A 19,031-nucleotide genomic window follows, 5' to 3' on the forward strand; every position below is an offset into this window, starting at 1 on the left:
GCCTCCAAACCCAGACATAACTTGCAATAGTTCCTCTATTGGCCGAACTTATAGATATTAATTACGAAGCGCAAAAAAAATAAATTCTCTCGTTCCCCACAGTGAAGTGAAAACTATGTTGATTCCGTCCAAATTAAGTCGCCCGGTTCGTCTTGACCATACTGTGGTCCGCGAGCGCCTGCTGGCTAAACTTTCCGGTGCGCATAATTTCCGACTGGCGCTGGTTACGAGTCCTGCGGGTTATGGAAAAACAACGCTCATTTCGCAATGGGCGGCAGGTAAAAGCGATCTTGGCTGGTACTCCCTGGATGAAGGGGATAACCAGCAGGAGCGTTTTGCCAGCTATTTAATTGCCGCGATTCAGCAGGCAACCAACGGACACTGCGTCACCAGCGAGGTGATGGTGCAAAAGCGCCAGTACGCCAGCCTGTCCTCTCTTTTCTCCCAGCTGTTTATAGAGCTGGCCGAATGGCATCGCCCGCTGTATGTGGTGATTGATGATTATCATCTGATCACCAACCCGGTTATTCACGAGTCCATGCGTTTCTTCCTGCGCCATCAGCCGGAAAACCTGACGCTGGTTGTCCTGTCGCGTAACCTTCCGCAGTTGGGCATTGCCAACCTGCGCGTGCGCGATCAGCTGCTGGAAATCGGCAGTCAGCAGCTGGCCTTTACCCATCAGGAAGCGAAGCAGTTCTTTGACTGCCGCCTGACGTCTCCGATTGAGGCGTCGGAAAGCAGCCGCCTGTGCGATGACGTTGCCGGCTGGGCCACGGCGCTTCAGCTGATTGCCCTCTCCGCGCGGCAAAACAACAGCCCGACGCATCAGTCCGCACGCCGCCTGGCGGGCATCAACGCCAGCCACCTGTCGGATTATCTGGTGGATGAGGTACTCGACAGCGTTGACCTCTCCACCCGCCATTTCCTGCTGAAAAGCTCCCTGCTGCGTTCCATGAACGATGCGCTGATTGTACGCGTCACCGGCATTGAAAACGGGCAGCTTCAGCTCGAAGAGATTGAACGTCAGGGTCTGTTCCTGACGCGCATGGACGATCCCGGCGAATGGTTTAGCTACCATCCGCTGTTTGGCAGCTTCCTGCGCCAGCGTTGCCAGTGGGAACTGGCCGCAGAGCTGCCTGACATTCACCGCGCCGCCGCCGAAAGCTGGATGGCGCAAGGTTTCCCGAGCGAGGCTATCCACCATGCGCTGGCCGCCGGGGATGCCGGTATGCTGCGCGATATTCTGCTCAACCACGCGTGGGGACTGTTCAACCACAGTGAACTGACGCTGCTGGAAGAGTCGTTAAAAGCGCTGCCGTGGGAAAGCCTGCTGGAGAATCCGCGTCTGGTGCTGCTCCAGGCCTGGCTGATGCAGAGCCAGCATCGCTACAGCGAAGTGAACACCCTGCTGGCGCGCGCCGAGCAGGAGATGGAAAGCGAGATGGATACCACCCTGCATGGCGAATTTAACGCCCTTCGTGCGCAGGTGGCGATTAACGACGGTGACCCTGAGGAAGCCGAACGGCTGGCGATGGTCGCGCTGGATGAGCTGCCGCTGGCGAATTTTTACAGCCGTATTGTGGCCACCTCGGTACACGGCGAAGTGCTGCACTGTAAGGGCGATCTCACGCGTTCGCTTTCACTCATGCAGCAAACCGAACAGATGGCGCGCCGCCACGATGTCTGGCATTACGCCCTCTGGAGCCTGATCCAGCAAAGCGAGATTTTATTTGCTCAGGGATTCCTGCAAGCCGCCTGGGAAAACCAGGAGAAAGCGTTCCAGCTGATCCGTGAACAGCATCTGGAACAGCTGCCGATGCACGAGTTCCTGTTGCGTATTCGCGCTCAGCTGCTGTGGGCATGGTCGCGTCTGGATGAAGCAGAAAGCTGCGCCCGCCAGGGTCTGAATGTCCTTTCGAGCTTCCAGCCGCAGCAGCAGCTCCAGTGTCTGGCTCTGCTGGTGCAGTGCTCGCTGGCGCGCGGCGACCTGGATAATGCCCGCAACCATCTTAACCGCCTGGAAAACCTGCTCGGCAACGGGCAGTACCATAGCGACTGGGTGTCCAACGCCGATAAGGTGCGGGTGATTTACTGGCAGATGACCGGCGATAAAAAGTCCGCCGCCAACTGGCTGCGTCATACGCCTAAACCGGAATTTGCCAATAACCACTTCCTGCAAAGCCAGTGGCGCAACATCGCTCGCGTGCAGATCCTGCTGGGTGACTTTGAGCCTGCCGAGATTGTGCTGGAAGAGTTAAACGAAAACGCCCGCAGCCTGCGCCTGATGAGCGATTTAAACCGCAACCTGCTGCTGTTAAACCAGCTTTACTGGCAGGCGGGCCGTAAAAACGATGCCCAGCGCGTACTGCTGGAAGCGTTGCAGCTGGCGAACCGCACCGGGTTTATCAGCCACTTTGTGATTGAGGGTGAAGTGATGGCCCAGCAGCTGCGCCAGCTGATTCAGCTGAACACACTGCCAGAACTCGATCAGCATCGCGCCCAGCGCATTCTGCGCGAGATTAACCAGCACCACCGCCACAAGTTTGCGCACTTCGATGAGAACTTTGTTGAACGTCTGCTGAACCATCCGGAAGTGCCGGAGCTTATCCGCACCAGCCCGCTCACCCAGCGTGAATGGCAGGTGCTAGGGCTGATCTATTCCGGCTACAGCAACGAGCAGATTGCCGGTGAGCTGGCGGTGGCGGCGACCACCATCAAAACGCACATTCGCAATCTGTATCAGAAGCTGGGCGTAGCGCACCGACAGGATGCGGTGCAGCATGCACAGCAGCTGTTGAAGATGATGGGATATGGAGTGTAGATCCTCTGCGGTCTGATGCCCTCACCCCGGCCCTCTCCCACAGGGAGAGGGAGAAAATTTTGTAGGTCGGGTAAGCGCAGCGCCATCCGACACAATTGCTAGCACAATTCCAGCTGCAAATTGTTATCCTTAATTACCTGCATCACGCCCGCCGGCGGCATTACGTCGGTGTAAACCGCATCCACCATGCTGATGCTGCCCATGTTGACCATCGCGTTACGGCCAAATTTGGAGTGGTCCACCACCAGCATCACGTGACGTGAGTTTTCAATGATCGCGCGCTTGGTGCGCACCTCATGGTAATCAAACTCCAGCAGCGAGCCGTCGCTGTCGATGCCGCTGATCCCCAGAATGCCGAAGTCGAGGCGGAACTGAGAGATAAAATCGAGCGTCGCTTCGCCGATAATGCCCCCGTCGCGGCTGCGCAGTTCGCCGCCCGCGAGGATGATGCGGAAATCGTCTTTCTGCATCAACGTGTTGGCCACGTTCAGGTTGTTGGTCACCACGCGCAGGTTCTCGTGGTTCAGCAGCGCATGGGCGACCGCTTCCGGCGTGGTGCCGATATCAATAAACAGCGTCGCGCCGTTCGGGATCTGGCTCGCCACTTTACGGGCGATACGCTCTTTCTCTGCCGTTTGCGTCGCCTTACGGTCATGCCATGAGGTGTTCACCGAGCTGGACGGCAGTGCGGCGCCGCCGTGGTGACGCAAAATACGGTTCTGATCGGCCAGGTCGTTGAGGTCACGACGGATGGTTTGCGGGCTGACGGCAAACTGCTCCACCAGCTCTTCAGTACTGACGTATCCCTGTTTTTTTACCAGTTCGATAATGGCGTCATGACGTTGTGTTTGTTTCATGAAATATCCCTGGGAATTATGTTCGTTTTCGCGCATGGAGCGTATCGGCCAGCGCCATCGCCAGCCCAACCGCCAGGCCGGTAACGTGCGCACCATTGGCGATAGACATACCAAACAGATCAAACCATCCGGCAATAAGCCATATTAACGCAAAGGTTATTAATCCACGTTGTAAATAGATGCCGCTATCCGGGTCGCGCTCGCCTCTGAGCCAGGCGTAACCCATCAGGGCGTACACCACGCCGGATAACCCGCCAAACCATGGACCGCTGAATTTGTGCTGCACGTAGCCGCTTAACAGGGCGCTGATAAGGGTGATCACAATCAGCTTGCCGCTGCCGAGCCGCTTCTCCACCGCCCCGCCGAGATACCACCACCACAGCAGGTTAAAGAGGATATGCATCACCGAGAAGTGCATCAGCGCATGCGTGAAGTAGCGCCAGACGTCAAATTGCAGGGAGGGATCGTACGGCCATGCGAGGGCAATCATCACGCTCTGGTCGCCCACCACGCTCATAATAATGAAGACGATGATGCAGGCTGCCATCAAAAGCAGCGTAAACGGCCCTGCGCGCTCGCGGAGGGTGGCGAGAAACGGAAAACGTTGATAGTGCAGGCCACTGCCGGTCTGGCCGGATTGCCAGCTTGCCGCCAGATAACGCGGGTCGCCCGGGTTTTCCAGAAAACGCGCCAGCTCGTCGTTCACTCGGCCGGCCTGGCTTTCGTCTGCCAGCCAGACATCCGTCTGTGTATGCTGCTGAATAGTCAGGATAATGCCCTGCGTCGCCATATAGTCGACAAACGCCTGGGCGACGCGCGGGTTGCTAAAAGAGGTGATCATCAACATGGGCAGCGGTCGCTTATTTCCACACAAAAGGGGACAGTATAGCGGGATCAGCGCTCAAACGCGTATTCAACTTCTGCCGGGAAATGACGATGCCAGGCATCGAAGCCGCCATCGACGCTGTACACCGCGTCGTAACCCTGCTGGAGCAGATACTGCGCCGCGCCTTTACTACTGTTGCCGTGATAGCACATCACCATCACCGGGGTATCGAAGTCGTTATCGCGCATAAACGCGCCCAGCGTGTCGTTGGTGAGATGGAACGCGCCCGGCGTGTGGCCCATCGCAAAGCTCTGCGGATCGCGGATATCCACCAGCACCGCTTGTCCCTGGTGCATCTTCTGATGGGCTTCTTCTACGTTAATACATTCAAACTGATCCATGGTGTTCTCATCTTATATTCAGGTGTGGTGCGGTTTTCCCCTCACCCTACCCTCTCCCGGAGGGAGAGGGAAACGGATCACCCTCTCCCCGTGGGAGAGGGCTGGGGTGAGGGCATCAGACCGCACTATTTTACCCCGTAGTGTACGTCCTGGCGGCGGGTAAACGCCATTATGTTATCCATATCACTCTAAATTGTTTTTTTGATGTTACCAAAAGCGCGTTCCTTTGCTATTATGAGCGATATCGAACATTTTTGAGCTTTAACGAAAGTGCATGAGGGTGTTATGGAAACCAAAGATCTGATTGTGATAGGCGGTGGCATCAACGGTGCCGGTATTGCGGTTGATGCCGCAGGACGCGGTTTATCCGTGCTGATGCTGGAAGCTAACGATCTCGCCTGCGCGACGTCGTCCGCCAGCTCCAAGCTGATCCACGGTGGCCTGCGCTACCTGGAACACTACGAATTTCGCCTGGTCAGCGAAGCGCTGGCTGAACGCGAAGTACTGCTGAAAATGGCTCCGCATCTGGCGATCCCGATGCGTTTCCGTCTGCCTCATCGCCCGCATCTGCGTCCGGCGTGGATGATCCGCATTGGTCTTTTTATGTACGATCATCTGGGTAAACGCACCAGCCTGCCGGGTTCGACTGGTTTGCGTTTTGGCTCAGAGTCGGTTCTTAAGCCTGAAATCGTGCGCGGTTTCGAATATTCCGACTGCTGGGTGGACGATGCGCGTCTGGTGCTGGCTAACGCGCAGATGGTCGAGAAGAAAGGCGGCGAGGTGAAAACCCGTACCCGCGCGACCGCCGCACGCCGCGAAAACGGCCTGTGGATTGTGGAAGCGGAAGACGTGGATACCGGTGAGAAGTTTAGCTGGAAAGCGCGCGGCCTGGTGAATGCCACCGGCCCGTGGGTAAAACAGTTCTTCGATGACGGTATGCACCTGCCTTCTCCGTACGGCATCCGCCTGATCAAGGGCAGCCACATTGTGGTGCCGCGCGTGCATACCCAGAAACAGGCTTATATCCTGCAAAATGAAGACAAGCGCATTGTGTTTGTGATCCCGTGGATGGACGAGTTCTCCATCATCGGCACCACCGACGTAGAGTACAAAGGCGATCCGAAAAACGTTGAGATCGACGAGAGTGAAGTCAGCTATCTGTTGAAAGTGTACAACGCGCACTTTAAGAAACAGCTGGCGCGCGATGACGTGGTCTGGACCTACTCCGGCGTGCGTCCGCTGTGTGATGACGAGTCTGACTCACCGCAGGCCATCACCCGTGACTATACGCTTGATATTCATGACGTGAACGGTCAGGCGCCCCTGCTGTCGGTATTTGGCGGTAAGCTCACCACCTACCGTAAACTGGCGGAGCACGCGCTGGAGAAACTGGCGCCGTATTACAAAGGCATCGGCCCGGCGTGGACGAAAGGCGCCGTGCTGCCTGGCGGCGATATCGGCGATAACCGCGACGATTACGCCGCGAAGCTGCGTCGCCGCTTCCCGTTCATTACCGAAGGAATGGCGCGCCACTATGCCCGCACCTACGGCAGCAACACCGAACTGTTCCTCGGCGAGGCGAAAGAGATTGCCGATCTGGGCGAGCATTTTGGCCATGAGCTGTACGAAGCGGAACTGCGCTACCTGGTGGAACACGAGTGGGTGCGCCGTCTGGACGATGCTATCTGGCGTCGTACTAAAGAAGGGATGTGGCTGAATGCCGAGCAGCAGTCTCGCGTGGCGCAATGGTTGCAACAACATGCGGGAAAGCGTGAATTGTCGTTGGCGTCGTAATTGAAAAAAAGCCGGGTGGCGGCTCCGCCTTACCCGGCCTACTCGATCCCGTAGGCCCGGTAAGCGCAGCGCCACCGGGCTTTGTTTTTACAACCGCACCGGATCAATATGCCAGATATTCTCGGCATACTCTTTGATGGTTCTGTCCGACGAGAAGTACCCCATGTTGGCGATGTTATGCATCGCGGCGCTGGTCCACTTCTCCTGCTGACGGTACAGTTCGTCCACCTTATCCTGACAATCCACGTAGCTGCGGTAATCCGCCAGCACCTGATAGTGATCGCCAAAGTTAATCAGCGAGTCCACCAGATCGCGATAGCGTCCGGGCTCCTCAGGGTTAAACACGCCGGTGGCGATTTGCGTCAGCACCTGGCGTAACTCGTCATCCTCTTCATAATACTCACGGGGCGAGTAGCCCTGCTTGCGCAGCGCCTCCACCTCTTCCGCCGTATTCCCGAAAATAAAGATATTCTCCGCGCCCACATGCTCCAGCATTTCGACATTTGCGCCGTCCAGCGTGCCGATAGTCAGCGCGCCGTTCAGGGCAAACTTCATGTTACTGGTGCCGGATGCTTCCGTCCCCGCCGTGGAAATCTGCTCAGAGAGATCCGCCGCCGGAATAATCAGCTGCGCCAGGCTTACGCTGTAGTTCGGGATAAACACGACCTTCAGCTTATCGCCAATGTCCGGATCGTGGTTCACCACCTTCGCCACATCGTTGATGAGATGAATGATGTGCTTCGCCATGTAGTACGCGGACGCCGCCTTACCGGCAAAGATTTTCACGCGCGGCACCCACTCCGCCGTCGGGTCAGCCTTAATGCGGTTGTAGTGGGTAATAACGTGCAGGACATTCATCAGCTGACGCTTGTACTCGTGGATACGTTTGATCTGCACGTCGAACAGCGCTTTCGGGTTCGCCACCACGTTCAGATGCATCGCCAGCCAGACCGCCAGACGCTTCTTGTTCAGCAGCTTGGCTTCCCGTACCGCTTTATTCACCGTCAGGAAATCAATGTGCTGCTCCAGCTCGCTCAACTGGCTCAAATCGGTGCGCCAGGTGCGGCCAATGTTCTCATCCAGAACGTCGGAGAGCGGCTGGTTCGCCAGCGCCAGCCAGCGGCGCGGGGTGACGCCGTTGGTCACGTTGCAGAAACGCGTCGGGAAGATCTTCGCGAAGTCCGCAAACAGCGACTGCACCATCAGGTTCGAGTGCAGCTCTGACACGCCGTTCACCTTGTGGCTGATCACCACCGCCAGCCAGGCCATGCGTACGCGACGCCCGTTGGATTCATCAATGATCGAGGCGCGGCTCAGCAGACCGGTATCGTTCGGGTACTGCTCCTGCAAGGTCTTGAGGAAGTAGTCGTTGATCTCGAAGATGATTTGCAGATGGCGCGGCAGAATTTTGCCGAGCATATCCACCGGCCACGTCTCCAGCGCTTCACTCATCAGCGTATGGTTGGTGTACGAGAACACCTGGCAGGTTACTTCAAACGCGTCATCCCAGCTGAACTTATGCTCGTCAATCAGCAGGCGCATCAGCTCAGGGATCGACAGCACCGGATGGGTATCGTTGAGGTGAATGGCGGTTTTTTCCGCCAGATTCGCATAGGTTTTGTGCAGCTGATAGTGACGGCTAAGGATATCCTGAATCGTTGCCGAGACGAGGAAATACTCCTGACGCAGGCGCAGCTCGCGGCCTGAGTAGGTCGAGTCATCCGGATACAGGACGCGTGACACATTCTCGGAGTGGTTTTTATCTTCCACCGCCGCGAAGTAGTCACCCTGGTTGAATTTACCCAGGTTGATCTCGCTACTGGCCTGCGCGTTCCACAGGCGCAGCGTATTGGTCGCATCGGTGTCGTAGCCGGGGATGATCTGGTCATAGGCCACGGCGAGGATCTCCTCGGTTTCCACCCAGCGGGATTTTTTCCCTTCCTGCTGAATACGCCCGCCAAAACGCACCTTGTAGCGCGTGTTGTGGCGCTTGAACTCCCACGGGTTACCGTACTCCAGCCAGTAGTCAGGAGACTCTTTCTGACGACCATCCACGATGTTCTGCTTGAACATACCGTAGTCGTAGCGAATACCGTAGCCGCGCCCCGGCAGCGCCAGCGTCGCCAGTGAATCGAGGAAACAGGCGGCAAGACGCCCGAGACCACCGTTACCCAGCCCCGGGTCGTTCTCTTCGTCAATCAGCTCTTCTAAATCCAGCCCCATCTCTTCCAGTGCGTTTTTGACGTCGTCATAAATCCCGAGCGATAACAGCGCATTGGAGAGGGTGCGACCAATCAGAAACTCCATCGACAGGTAATAGACCTGTCGCGTCTCCTGCGAAAGCTGGGCGCGGTTAGAGCGCAGCCAGCGTTCGACCATACGGTCGCGCACCGCAAACAGCGTGGCGTTCAGCCACTCATGTTTGTTGGCAATAACGGGATCTTTCCCGATGGTAAACATCAGCTTATAGGCGATCGAATGTTTCAACGCCTCAACGCTGAGCGTGGGGGAAGAGTAGCTAAATGGAGCATTCATATCAGTAACTTCGCCTCGTTACATCAAGCGTTGATAAAGGTCGCGGTAGGACTGCGCCGCAACGTGCCAGCCAAAGTCCATGGACATCGCCTGACGTTGTACGTAACGCCACAGGGATGGACGGGACCACAAGACGAAAGCACGCCGGATCGCCCGAAGCAGCGACCAGGCATTACTGTCCTCGAAAACAAACCCGCTGGCGATACCATCCGCCAGGTTTTCCAGGGAGCTGTCAGACACCGTATCCGCCAGCCCGCCCGTGCGGCGCACCAGCGGCAACGTGCCGTATTTCAGACCATAGAGCTGCGTCAGGCCGCAGGGCTCGAAGCGGCTCGGCACCAGAATCACGTCCGCGCCGCCCATGATGCGGTGCGAGAACGCTTCGTGATAGCCAATCTGCACGCCCACCTGCCCCGGATGTTCCGCCGCGGCCGCGAGGAAACCTTCCTGCAATACCGGGTCGCCCGCGCCGAGCAGCGCCAGCTGGCCGCCCTGCTCCAGTAATCCCGGCAGCGCTTCCAGCACCAGATCCAGCCCTTTCTGGCTGGTCAGGCGGCTGACCACCGCAAACAGCGGCACCTTGTCGTTGACCTTCAGCCCCATCGCAATTTGCAGCTGGCGTTTGTTCTCCGCTTTGTCCTCCACGGAGTCTCGTCCATAGCGCGCCGCCAGCAGGAGATCCGTTTCCGGATTCCAGATCTGTTCATCCACGCCGTTCAGAATGCCCGACAGACGACCTTCACGGTGGCGCTGTTGCAGCAGCCCTTCCATACCGTAACCGAACTCCGGCTGAGTAATTTCCCGCGCGTAGGTTGGGCTGACCGCCGTGATGTGGTCGGCGTAGTACAAACCCGCCTTCAGGAACGAAATCTGTCCGTTAAACTCCAGTCCGTGCATGTTAAAGAACGACCATGGCAGATCGATGTCATTCATATGATGCGCGTAATACATGCCCTGATACGCCAGGTTGTGCACCGTAAACACCGATTTGGCCGGGTGCCCCTTCGCCGCCAGATACGCAGGAGCCAGCCCCGCATGCCAGTCGTGCGCATGCACCACGTTTGGACGCCAGAACGGATCCAGTCCGACGGCCATTTCCGCCCCCACCCAGCCGAGCAGGGCAAAGCGCATCACGTTATCGGTATAGGCGTACAGGTTGGTATCGTGATACGGGCTGCCGGGTCGATCGTATAAATGCGGGGCATCAATCAGGTAAATCCCTACGCCATTGTAATGTCCAAACAGCAGGGTGATACGTCCCGCGAAGGTCTCGCGACGGGTAACAACCTTTGCATCGGGAATACCGCGCCGGATATCCGGAAAAGCGGGCAACAACACGCGGGTATCCACCCCTCCGGCGATTTGCGCCGCTGGTAATGCACCAAGAACATCCGCCAGGCCGCCCGTTTTTAACAACGGGAACATCTCAGAACATACGTGTAAAACCTGCATCATCGCTCCTGTTTGATTTGCAGCTTCCGCAACATTTCCCGTGTTACTAACACGATCCCCTCTTCCGAACGGTAGAAACGACGCGCATCTTCTTCCGCGTTTTCCCCAATCACCATCCCCTCGGGAATGATGCAGGCACGATCGATAACGCAGCGACGCAGACGACATGAGCGTCCTACCCAGACATCCGGCAGCAGAACTGCCGAATCGATATTACAGAATGAGTTTATACGCACGCGCGGGAACAGCACGGACTGCACCACCACCGAACCGGAGATAATGCAACCGCCAGAGACCAGCGAGTTGAGCGTCATGCCGTGGCTGCCGGAGCGATCCTGAACGAACTTCGCCGGCGGCAACGATTCCATATGCGTGCGAATCGGCCAGTTCTGGTCGTACATATCCAGCTCAGGCGTGACGGACGCCAGATCGAGGTTGGCTTTCCAGTACGCTTCCAGCGTTCCCACATCGCGCCAGTAAGGCTCCGCATTCGGATCGGACTGCACGCAGGACAGCGGGAAGGGATGTGCATACGCCATGCCAGCTTTGGTAATTTTCGGGATGATGTCTTTACCGAAGTCGTGGCTGGAGTTTTCGTCTTTGTCGTCCTCTTCCAGCAGTTCATAAAGATAATCGGCATCAAAGACATAGATCCCCATGCTGGCGAGCGATTTGGTGTCGTCGCCCGGCATGGTTGGCGGGTTCGCCGGTTTTTCGACAAAGTCGATAATCTTGTCATCGCCATCTACATGCATCACGCCAAACGCGGTTGCTTCCGCAACAGGCACCGGCAGACACGCCACGGTGCAGCGCGCCCCTTTTTCGACGTGGTCGATCAGCATGTGGGAGTAATCTTGCTTGTAGATGTGGTCCCCGGCGAGGATAACGATGTATTCCGCGCTGTAGCGACGAATGATGTCGAGGTTCTGGGTCACGGCATCCGCCGTGCCGCGGTACCAGTTCTCCCCATGAACGCGCTGCTGCGCCGGGAGCAGATCGACAAATTCGTTCATCTCTTCGCTGAAGAATGACCAGCCGCGCTGAATGTGCTGCACCAGCGTGTGCGACTGATACTGGGTAATGACGCCAATACGGCGAATGCCTGAGTTCAGGCAGTTGGAAAGTGCAAAATCGATAATACGGAACTTACCACCAAAGTGAACGGCCGGTTTGGCGCGCTTGATGGTCAAATCTTTCAGACGGGTACCACGCCCGCCCGCGAGTATCAGGGCAACTGTTTTTAATGGTAGCTGGCGCGCCAACATTAACGGATCGTTCTTCTCTAATCTAACCATGACTAACTCCTTTTTTATCATCTTTGGAATACGCACACTCCGTGCGCAGGCCCGTGCCAGACAGCCATAACAACCGGATTATCCGCTCCGGCAAAGGGAGGAATGGCTCGCCATTCCCCGTCAGGTAAAACAATCTCTGCGACGTCATCCGTCGCGTTCAGCGTCACCAGCCACGCATCCGAAAGCAGGATTTGCAGACAGGGTATGCCGTGTTGCCACTCTTGCGCGCTTAACGGTTGCGCGTCTTTATTCAGCCAGCGAACGTTTCCGTCGCCCTCTTCCCACCAGCGGTCGGCGGTGAGCGCGGGGATGCGCTGGCGAAGATGGATCAGCGCCGCGGTGAAATGGGTCAGCCCGCTGTTCGCTTCTCCCCAGTCGAGCCAGGTCAGGGTGTTGTCCTGGCAATAGGCGTTGTTGTTGCCGTGCTGGCTGTGGCCGTGCTCATCGCCCGCCAGCAGCATCGGCGTGCCCTGCGACAACAAAAGCGTCGTCAGCAGCGCATGAACGCTGGCGCGTCGCCGCTCGATCACATCCAGACTTCCGCCTAAACCTTCTATACCATGGTTGAAGCTATGGTTATTGTTAGTCCCATCGCGATTCTCCTCGCCGTTTGCCTCATTGTGTTTCTGATTGAAACAAACGCAGTCGCGCAGCGTAAAACCGTCGTGTGCCGTCAGCAGGTTAATGGTGGCCGACGGACGTTTGCCGTCACGCTTGAAGAGATCGCTGGAGCCGGCAAAGCGACCGGCAAACTCCCCCAGCGACAGATCGCGCGTCAGCCAGAAGCGGCGGATGGCATCGCGGAAGTGGTCGTTCCACTCGGCAAACAGCGGCGGGAAATTCCCCACCTGATAACCGCCCTCTCCGATATCCCAGGGCTCCGCGATCAGCTTAACCTTTGAAAGCACCGGGCAGTTTTTGATGGCCTCAAACAGCGGCGCCTGCTGGCTGAACGCCGGGGTGCGCCCCATCACCGGCGCCAGGTCGAAGCGAAAACCGTCCACGTGGAACGTCTCAACCCAGTATTTCAGGCACTCGTACGCGTAATGCGTAACGGCCGGATGACTGAGGTTGAGGGTGTTACCGCACCCGGTCCAGTTCTCGTAATCGCCGTCGTCCCTGATCCAATAATAGCTACGGTTATCGATTCCGCGCTGTGAGAGCGTCGGGCCGTCAAGATCGCTTTCCGCACTGTGGTTCAGCACCACGTCCAGAATGACCTCGATACCCGCCGCGTGAAGCGCCTTCACCGCATCGCGAAACTCATCCCGTGCCTTCTCCGGCTGCACCGCGTAGCGCGGGTCGAGGGCGAACATCGCCAGCGGGTTGTAGCCCCAGTAGTTGCTTAACCCAAGACGCTGTAGCCGCGGCTCGCTGGCGAAATGCGCCACGGGCAACAGCTCCAGCGCGGTGATCCCTAAGTGCTTCAGGTACGCGACCATCGTCGGATGCCCAAGCGCTTTGTAGGTGCCGCGCATCTCTTTAGGGATCGACGGATGCAGATATGTCAGCCCTTTGACGTGGGCTTCATAAATAACGGTGTTACCCCACGGCGTGCGCGGCGGGGCATCGTCTTCCCAGTCATAGAGATCGTGCACCACCACGCTTTTGGGCGCGATGGGCGCGCTGTCGCGGTGGTCAGGTTCGCCGTAGCCAACGTGGAACAGCGAGTCATCTTTAAACTCACCGTCCACGCGGTGCGCGCACGGGTCAATCAGCAGCTTCGCCGGGTTAAACCAGTTCCCCTGAGAGGGCTCCCAGGGGCCGTGTACGCGAAAACCGTAGTGCATCCCCGGCCGTCCTCCGGCCAGGTAGCCATGCCAGGTATCCCCCGTGCGCGCCGGTAAATCGTAACGGTGCTCGTTACCTTCCCCGTCAAACACACAGAGTTCCACCCGCTCCGCATGGGCGGAAAAGAGCGTGAAGTTCACCCCCTTTCCGTCAAAACTCGCCCCGAGCGGTTCGGGTTTACCTGCCGTAAGCTGCGTCATTCACCCTCCCGCACCAGCCAGATTGTGCCAAGCGGCGGCAGCGTCAGGCTCAGGGAGTTCGGACGGCCGTGGCTTTCAATGGCATCGCTCTGCACCAGGCCACCGTTACCCGCGTTGCTGCCGTGGTAGTGCATGGAGTCGGTATTGAGAATTTCGCGCCATTTGCCCGGCTGGTTAATGCCGAAGCGGTAGTGTTCGCGCGGCACCGGCGTGAAGTTGCTGGCGACAATGATCTCGTTACCCGCCTTGTCGCGGCGCACAAAGACAAACACCGAGCGCTCGTGGTCGTCCACCACCAGCCACTCAAAGCCGTACGGATCGAAGTCCAGCTCGTGCAGCGCTTTGTGGTGGCGATAGGTCAGGTTCAGATCACGAACCAGACGCTGTACGCCGTGGTGCCAGTTGTCCGCACCTTCCAGCAGATGCCAGTCAAGGCTGCTATCGTGGTTCCATTCGCGGCCCTGAGCGAACTCGTTGCCCATAAACAGCAGCTTTTTACCCGGGAAAGCAAACAGCCAGCCGTAGTAAGCGCGCAGGTTGGCAAACTTCTGCCATGGGTCGCCCGGCATGCGGTCGAGAATGGATTTCTTGCCGTGCACCACTTCATCGTGCGACAGCGGCAGCATGAAGTTTTCGGTGTAGTTATAGAGCAACCCGAAGGTGAGCTTATCGTGGTGATACTGACGATAAACCGGGTCGAGCTTCATGTAGTCGAGCGTGTCGTGCATCCAGCCGAGGTTCCATTTGTACCAGAAGCCCAGACCACCCATTGCCGGTGGACGGGAAACGCCCGGGAAGTCGGTGGACTCTTCCGCCATGGTCACAGCGCCTTCCACCTGCTCGCCGATAATCCGGTTGGTGTTGCGCAGAAACTCAATCGCTTCGAGGTTTTCACGGCCACCATACTCGTTCGGGATCCACTCCCCCTCTTTGCGGCTGTAGTCGCGGTAGATCATCGACGCCACCGCATCCACGCGCAGGGCATCAATGCCGAAACGTTCGATCCAGTACAGCGCGTTCCCGACCAGGTAGTTCGATACTTCACGGCGACCGTAGTTGTAGATCAGCGTGTTCCAGTCCTGGTGATAGCCTTCGCGCGGGTCGCTGTGCTCGTACAGCTTTGTGCCGTCGAACTCTGCCAGCGCAAAATCATCCGACGGGAAGTGGCCCGGCACCCAGTCGAGGATCACGTTCAGCCCGGCGGCGTGCGCGGCATCGATGAAATAGCGGAAGTCATCGCGCGTGCCGAAGCGGCGCGTGGGCGCATACAGCCCGGTTGGCTGATAGCCCCAGCTGCCGTCAAATGGGTGTTCGTTGATCGGCAGCAGCTCCAGATGGGTAAAGCCCATCCATTTGGCGTACGGCACCAGCTGGTCCGCCAGCTCGCGATAGCTCAGCCAGAAGTTGTTATCGGTGTGGCGACGCCACGAGCCGAGATGCACTTCATAGACGGAGATTGGCGCATCAAAGCGGTTGGCCTGCTTGCGCTCATCACTCTGGACAACCTTCTCCGGCAGGCCGCAAATCAGCGAGGCGGTATTCGGGCGTAGTTCTGCCTCAAAGGCGTACGGGTCGGATTTAATGCGCAGCTTGCCGTTGGCATCGACCATCTCGAATTTGTAGAGCTGACCGTTGTGCGCGCCGGGGATAAACAGCTCCCAGATGCCGGTTTCCCGGCGCAGGCGCATGGGGTGACGACGACCGTCCCAGTAGTTGAACTGCCCGACGACGGAGACGCGCTGGGCGTTTGGCGCCCATACGGCAAAACGCGTGCCGGTGATACCGTCCATGGTATCCGCATGGGCACCCAGCGTTTCGTAGGGGCGTAAATGGGTCCCCTCGGACAGCAGCCAGGCGTCCATCTCTTTTAAGAGCGGGCCGAAGCTATAGGGATCGTCAATCAGGTTTTGCTGACCGTGCCAGATAACGGCAAGCTGATAACGAAAAGGATTTTTACGGCGGGGCATGACGCCCGAGAAGAAGCCACGCGAGTCGAGGCATTCCAGATTACCCACCTTGCGGCCGGTTTTGGGTTCGATAACCCACACTTCTGTTGCATCCGGTAACAGCGCCCGAACTTCCAGTCCGGCCTCTGTACGGTGCATCCCTAGCACAGAAAAGGGGTCGGCAAAGTGACCCGCAATAAGCGCATTAATCACGTCTCTCGAAATACGATCGGACATGGTGTTCATCCTGTTTTTTTATGTCGCCCTTTTTACGCGCTCCGGGACGACTTTTAATGTGACCTAAACGGTGCAGTTAATCCTCTCTGCTCCGCCCTACCCTCAGGTGAGAAATAAATCTTCCTTAAAGCATAGCCAACGTCGTGGGTCCTCCTGATAAAAAATAAGACATCTGCGTTTTACTCCATGTAGTACGCAAAAAAAGGGGGTGACAATCACCCCCCGTGTTTAACAAATTATTACGCCAGCTGGCGCAGCATGCGGCGCAGCGGCTCGGCTGCACCCCACAGCAGCTGATCGCCAACGGTGAACGCGGAGAGGTACTCCGGCCCCATGTTCAGCTTGCGCAGACGACCAACCGGGGTGGTCAGCGTGCCGGTAACGGCTGCCGGGGTCAGTTCTCGCATGGTGATATCGCGATCGTTTGGCACCACTTTCGCCCACGGGTTGTGTGCGGCCAGCAGCTCTTCCACGGTCGGAATAGACACATCTTTTTTCAGTTTAATGGTAAAGGCCTGGCTGTGGCAGCGCAGCGCGCCGATACGCACGCACAGACCGTCAACCGGAATGGTGTTCGCGGTGCCGAGGATTTTGTTGGTCTCAGCCTGGCCCTTCCACTCTTCGCGGGTCTGGCCGTTATCCAGCTGTTTGTCGATCCACGGGATCAGGCCACCGGCCAGCGGTACGCCAAAGTTATCCACCGGCAGCTCGCCGCTGCGGGTGAGCTGAGTGACTTTACGCTCGATGTCGAGGATGGCGGACGCCGGGTCTGCCAGCTCGGCAGCGACGCTCTGGTGCAGCTGGCCCATCTGGGTCAGCAGCTCACGCATATGACGCGCGCCGCCGCCGGACGCCGCCTGGTAGGTCGCCACGGAGACCCACTCCACCAGATCCTGTGCGAACAGGCCGCCGAGGGACATCAGCATCAGGCTGACGGTGCAGTTACCGCCAACAAAGGTTTTCACGCCGTTGTTCAGGCCGTCGGTGATGACGCCCTGGTTAACCGGGTCAAGAATAATGATGGCATCGTCTTTCATGCGAAGCGAAGAGGCCGCATCAATCCAGTAGCCCTGCCAGCCGCTTTCACGCAGCTTCGGATAGATTTCGTTGGTATAATCGCCGCCCTGGCAGGTCACAATAATGTCGAGTGCCTTCAGCGCTTCCAGATCGTAAGCATCCTGCAACGTGCCTGTGGTACCCCCAAAGGACGGTGCAGCCTGGCCGAGCTGGGAAGTGGAGAAGAAGACCGGGCGGATGGCGTCGAAATCGCGCTCTTCAACCATGCGTTGCATGAGTACAGAGCCGACCATACCGCGCCAGCCGATAAAACCAACGTTTTTCATAGCATTTTTTTCCTGCAAGGGGTGTGTGCTGATTGTGCAAGCCAGTATTGAACTGGGATATGCTTCACATTACAAAATGCTGCCAAAGTCGCAAGCGAAATTAATCGATGATTGCCCGGCAATCAGAAAAAGTGCTAATCATCGCAATGACCACAATAAGTATCAGGGATAATTTAAGATGAGTGAAATCATTTCCGCAGCGGTTTTATTGATCCTGATTATGGATCCGCTCGGTAATCTGCCGATCTTCATGTCGGTGCTGAAGCATACCGAGCCGAAGCGCCGCCGGGCGATCATGATCCGCGAGCTGCTCATCGCCCTGCTGGTGATGTTTATCTTCCTGTTCGCCGGTGAAAAAATCCTCGCTTTCCTGAACTTACGCGCCGAAACGGTCTCCATTTCCGGCGGGATCATTTTGTTCCTGATTGCTATTAAGATGATTTTCCCGAGCGCGGAGGGCAGCAGCAGCGGCCTGCCTGCGGGTGAAGAGCCGTTTATCGTGCCGCTGGCAATTCCGCTGGTCGCCGGGCCAACGATTCTGGCGACGCTGATGCTGCTGTCGCATCAGTATCCGAATCAGATGAGCCATCTGGTGATTGCCCTGCTGATCGCCTGGGGCGGGACGTTTATTATCCTGTTGCAGTCGTCGCTGTTCCTGCGCCTGCTGGGTGAGAAAGGGGTAAACGCCCTGGAGCGCCTGATGGGGCTAATTCTGGTGATGATGGCAACGCAGATGTTCCTGGACGGGATCCGGGCGTGGATGAAAGGGTAGGTAAAAGCAAAACGGTAATCTTAGATTGCCGTTTTTAGTGTTTGCCCCCTCTCCCCGTGGGAGAGGGCCGGGGTGAGGGCATCAGGCCGCAGAGGTCTTATTTTGTCGGGTGGCGGCTTCGCCTTACCCGACCTACAACAAACTCTGGTCCCGTAGGCCGGGTAAGCGTAAGCGCCACCCGGTTTTTTTACAGCGGCACGATGCCTTCCTTTGTGAGCAACCAGCGCGGCGCTTTCAGCGTATCACTGTAAAACCCCACTAAATCCTGCAACAAATCTCCTGCGACTCTTTCATCGCTTTCTGACAGCGAATGCGCTAACAGCATTTGCGTTAACAGCTGGCAATATCGCCCTAACTGATCCACTTCCGGTTCGAAGACCGGCACGTCCAGCGGCAGGTCATCCACCGTCAGGCTGGCTTTTAAATATTCCGGAACAGGTTCAAGCAGCGTAGGCTGAAGCAGTGCGAGGCAGGCTGAGAGCCGTCCGCACAGCGCCATCTTCTGGGTTGGATCGTCACATTCAACCAGCACGTCGACAAACCTCGAGCAATTATCTGCCAATTCGGTGAAATCAGTGGTGTGATCGAATGGGGTAGTAAATAAAGTGTGAGAAAAGTTAGGGGTAGTAGTCATAAGACAGCCTCTGATGAGTAATGTGTATCCACCACTGGAGAGGCTAATCTCACGGGTGGTGGAACCAGACAGGGTTAGCCTTACCGGCCTCATCAGCTACCGGCGCGTCTTGCGACGCCCCCGCCTG

The 19,031-nt window shown here is 57.4% G+C and carries 13 protein-coding genes; 3 read left to right on the forward strand and 10 right to left on the reverse strand.

Features of this window, described 5'->3' with window-relative positions:
• Positions 1-115 precede the first annotated feature (115 nt).
• A complete protein-coding gene (gene malT, locus ACOTYH_RS18040; protein WP_015571449.1) occupies positions 116-2,821 on the forward strand; it encodes an HTH-type transcriptional regulator MalT in 2,706 nt (901 codons plus the stop codon).
• A 98-nt stretch (positions 2,822-2,919) separates the two neighbouring features.
• On the opposite strand, the gene ACOTYH_RS18045 is transcribed toward malT, so the two are convergent.
• From ACOTYH_RS18045 to glpE, 3 genes are read right to left on the reverse strand one after another with little or no spacing between them, the layout of a single operon-like run.
• Complete coding sequence (locus tag ACOTYH_RS18045) at positions 2,920-3,678, reverse strand: DeoR/GlpR family transcriptional regulator (protein WP_017384141.1); 759 nt, start codon at positions 3,676-3,678, stop codon at positions 2,920-2,922.
• 16 nt (positions 3,679-3,694) lie between these two features.
• Positions 3,695-4,525, reverse strand: a complete 831-nt coding sequence (glpG, locus tag ACOTYH_RS18050) for a rhomboid family intramembrane serine protease GlpG (RefSeq protein WP_015571451.1) — start codon at positions 4,523-4,525, stop codon at positions 3,695-3,697.
• A gap of 47 nt (positions 4,526-4,572) precedes the next feature.
• Positions 4,573-4,905, reverse strand: coding sequence for a thiosulfate sulfurtransferase GlpE (glpE, locus tag ACOTYH_RS18055; RefSeq protein WP_015571452.1), 333 nt, complete (start codon positions 4,903-4,905; stop codon positions 4,573-4,575).
• Positions 4,906-5,190: 285 nt separating this feature from the next.
• Here glpE and glpD point away from each other — a divergent pair, with 285 nt between their 5' ends.
• Complete coding sequence (gene glpD / locus ACOTYH_RS18060) at positions 5,191-6,699, forward strand: glycerol-3-phosphate dehydrogenase (protein ID WP_032649735.1); 1,509 nt, start codon at positions 5,191-5,193, stop codon at positions 6,697-6,699.
• A gap of 87 nt (positions 6,700-6,786) precedes the next feature.
• Here glpD and glgP read toward each other — a convergent pair whose 3' ends face one another.
• From glgP to asd, 6 genes are all read right to left on the reverse strand, one after another.
• The gene (gene glgP / locus ACOTYH_RS18065; RefSeq protein WP_421637855.1) at positions 6,787-9,234 is read right to left on the reverse strand and encodes a glycogen phosphorylase; all 2,448 of its coding nucleotides are present in this window, start codon (positions 9,232-9,234) and stop codon (positions 6,787-6,789) included.
• A gap of 18 nt (positions 9,235-9,252) precedes the next feature.
• Positions 9,253-10,686: a glycogen synthase GlgA gene (gene glgA, locus ACOTYH_RS18070; protein WP_017384140.1), complete on the reverse strand. Its 1,434-nt coding sequence runs from the start codon at positions 10,684-10,686 to the stop codon at positions 9,253-9,255.
• Positions 10,686-11,981: a glucose-1-phosphate adenylyltransferase gene (gene glgC / locus ACOTYH_RS18075; RefSeq protein WP_017384139.1), complete on the reverse strand. Its 1,296-nt coding sequence runs from the start codon at positions 11,979-11,981 to the stop codon at positions 10,686-10,688. Before glgC ends, glgA begins: the two co-directional genes overlap by 1 nt.
• A gap of 17 nt (positions 11,982-11,998) precedes the next feature.
• Positions 11,999-13,972, reverse strand: a complete 1,974-nt coding sequence (gene glgX, locus ACOTYH_RS18080) for a glycogen debranching protein GlgX (protein ID WP_350366871.1) — start codon at positions 13,970-13,972, stop codon at positions 11,999-12,001.
• Positions 13,969-16,155 (reverse strand): 1,4-alpha-glucan branching enzyme, encoded by a 2,187-nt coding sequence (gene glgB, locus ACOTYH_RS18085; RefSeq protein WP_421637856.1) that lies wholly within the window; start codon positions 16,153-16,155, stop codon positions 13,969-13,971. Before glgB ends, glgX begins: the two co-directional genes overlap by 4 nt.
• 239 nt (positions 16,156-16,394) lie before the next feature.
• The gene (gene asd / locus ACOTYH_RS18090; RefSeq protein WP_003861575.1) at positions 16,395-17,498 is read right to left on the reverse strand and encodes an aspartate-semialdehyde dehydrogenase; all 1,104 of its coding nucleotides are present in this window, start codon (positions 17,496-17,498) and stop codon (positions 16,395-16,397) included.
• Between the two features lie 178 nt (positions 17,499-17,676).
• Between asd and yhgN the strand changes: the two genes are divergently transcribed.
• Positions 17,677-18,270, forward strand: a complete 594-nt coding sequence (gene yhgN, locus ACOTYH_RS18095; protein WP_003861574.1) for an NAAT family transporter YhgN — start codon at positions 17,677-17,679, stop codon at positions 18,268-18,270.
• A gap of 187 nt (positions 18,271-18,457) precedes the next feature.
• Here the strand turns inward: yhgN and ACOTYH_RS18100 are convergent, their stop codons facing one another.
• The gene (locus tag ACOTYH_RS18100) at positions 18,458-18,904 is read right to left on the reverse strand and encodes a hypothetical protein (RefSeq protein ID WP_017693852.1); all 447 of its coding nucleotides are present in this window, start codon (positions 18,902-18,904) and stop codon (positions 18,458-18,460) included.
• Positions 18,905-19,031 lie beyond the last annotated feature (127 nt).

The sequence above is a fragment of the Enterobacter cloacae complex sp. SHL001 genome, assembly GCF_049236825.1.
Classification (GTDB): Bacteria; Pseudomonadota; Gammaproteobacteria; order Enterobacterales; family Enterobacteriaceae; genus Enterobacter; species Enterobacter hormaechei_C.

What these genes read in the sequence shown, in the direction of transcription:
- glgP (WP_421637855.1), bottom strand. Translation starts at nt 9,234, where the DNA reads ATGAATGCTCCATTTAGCTACTCTTCCCCCACGCTCAGCGTTGAGGCG.
- ACOTYH_RS18045 (WP_017384141.1), bottom strand. Translation starts at nt 3,678, where the DNA reads ATGAAACAAACACAACGTCATGACGCCATTATCGAACTGGTAAAAAAA.
- glpE (WP_015571452.1), bottom strand. Translation starts at nt 4,905, where the DNA reads ATGGATCAGTTTGAATGTATTAACGTAGAAGAAGCCCATCAGAAGATG.
- glgB (WP_421637856.1), bottom strand. Translation starts at nt 16,155, where the DNA reads ATGTCCGATCGTATTTCGAGAGACGTGATTAATGCGCTTATTGCGGGT.
- glgC (WP_017384139.1), bottom strand. Translation starts at nt 11,981, where the DNA reads ATGGTTAGATTAGAGAAGAACGATCCGTTAATGTTGGCGCGCCAGCTA.
- yhgN (WP_003861574.1), top strand. Translation starts at nt 17,677, where the DNA reads ATGAGTGAAATCATTTCCGCAGCGGTTTTATTGATCCTGATTATGGAT.
- glpG (WP_015571451.1), bottom strand. Translation starts at nt 4,525, where the DNA reads ATGTTGATGATCACCTCTTTTAGCAACCCGCGCGTCGCCCAGGCGTTT.
- malT (WP_015571449.1), top strand. Translation starts at nt 116, where the DNA reads ATGTTGATTCCGTCCAAATTAAGTCGCCCGGTTCGTCTTGACCATACT.
- glgX (WP_350366871.1), bottom strand. Translation starts at nt 13,972, where the DNA reads ATGACGCAGCTTACGGCAGGTAAACCCGAACCGCTCGGGGCGAGTTTT.
- glpD (WP_032649735.1), top strand. Translation starts at nt 5,191, where the DNA reads ATGGAAACCAAAGATCTGATTGTGATAGGCGGTGGCATCAACGGTGCC.
- glgA (WP_017384140.1), bottom strand. Translation starts at nt 10,686, where the DNA reads ATGCAGGTTTTACACGTATGTTCTGAGATGTTCCCGTTGTTAAAAACG.
- asd (WP_003861575.1), bottom strand. Translation starts at nt 17,498, where the DNA reads ATGAAAAACGTTGGTTTTATCGGCTGGCGCGGTATGGTCGGCTCTGTA.
- ACOTYH_RS18100 (WP_017693852.1), bottom strand. Translation starts at nt 18,904, where the DNA reads ATGACTACTACCCCTAACTTTTCTCACACTTTATTTACTACCCCATTC.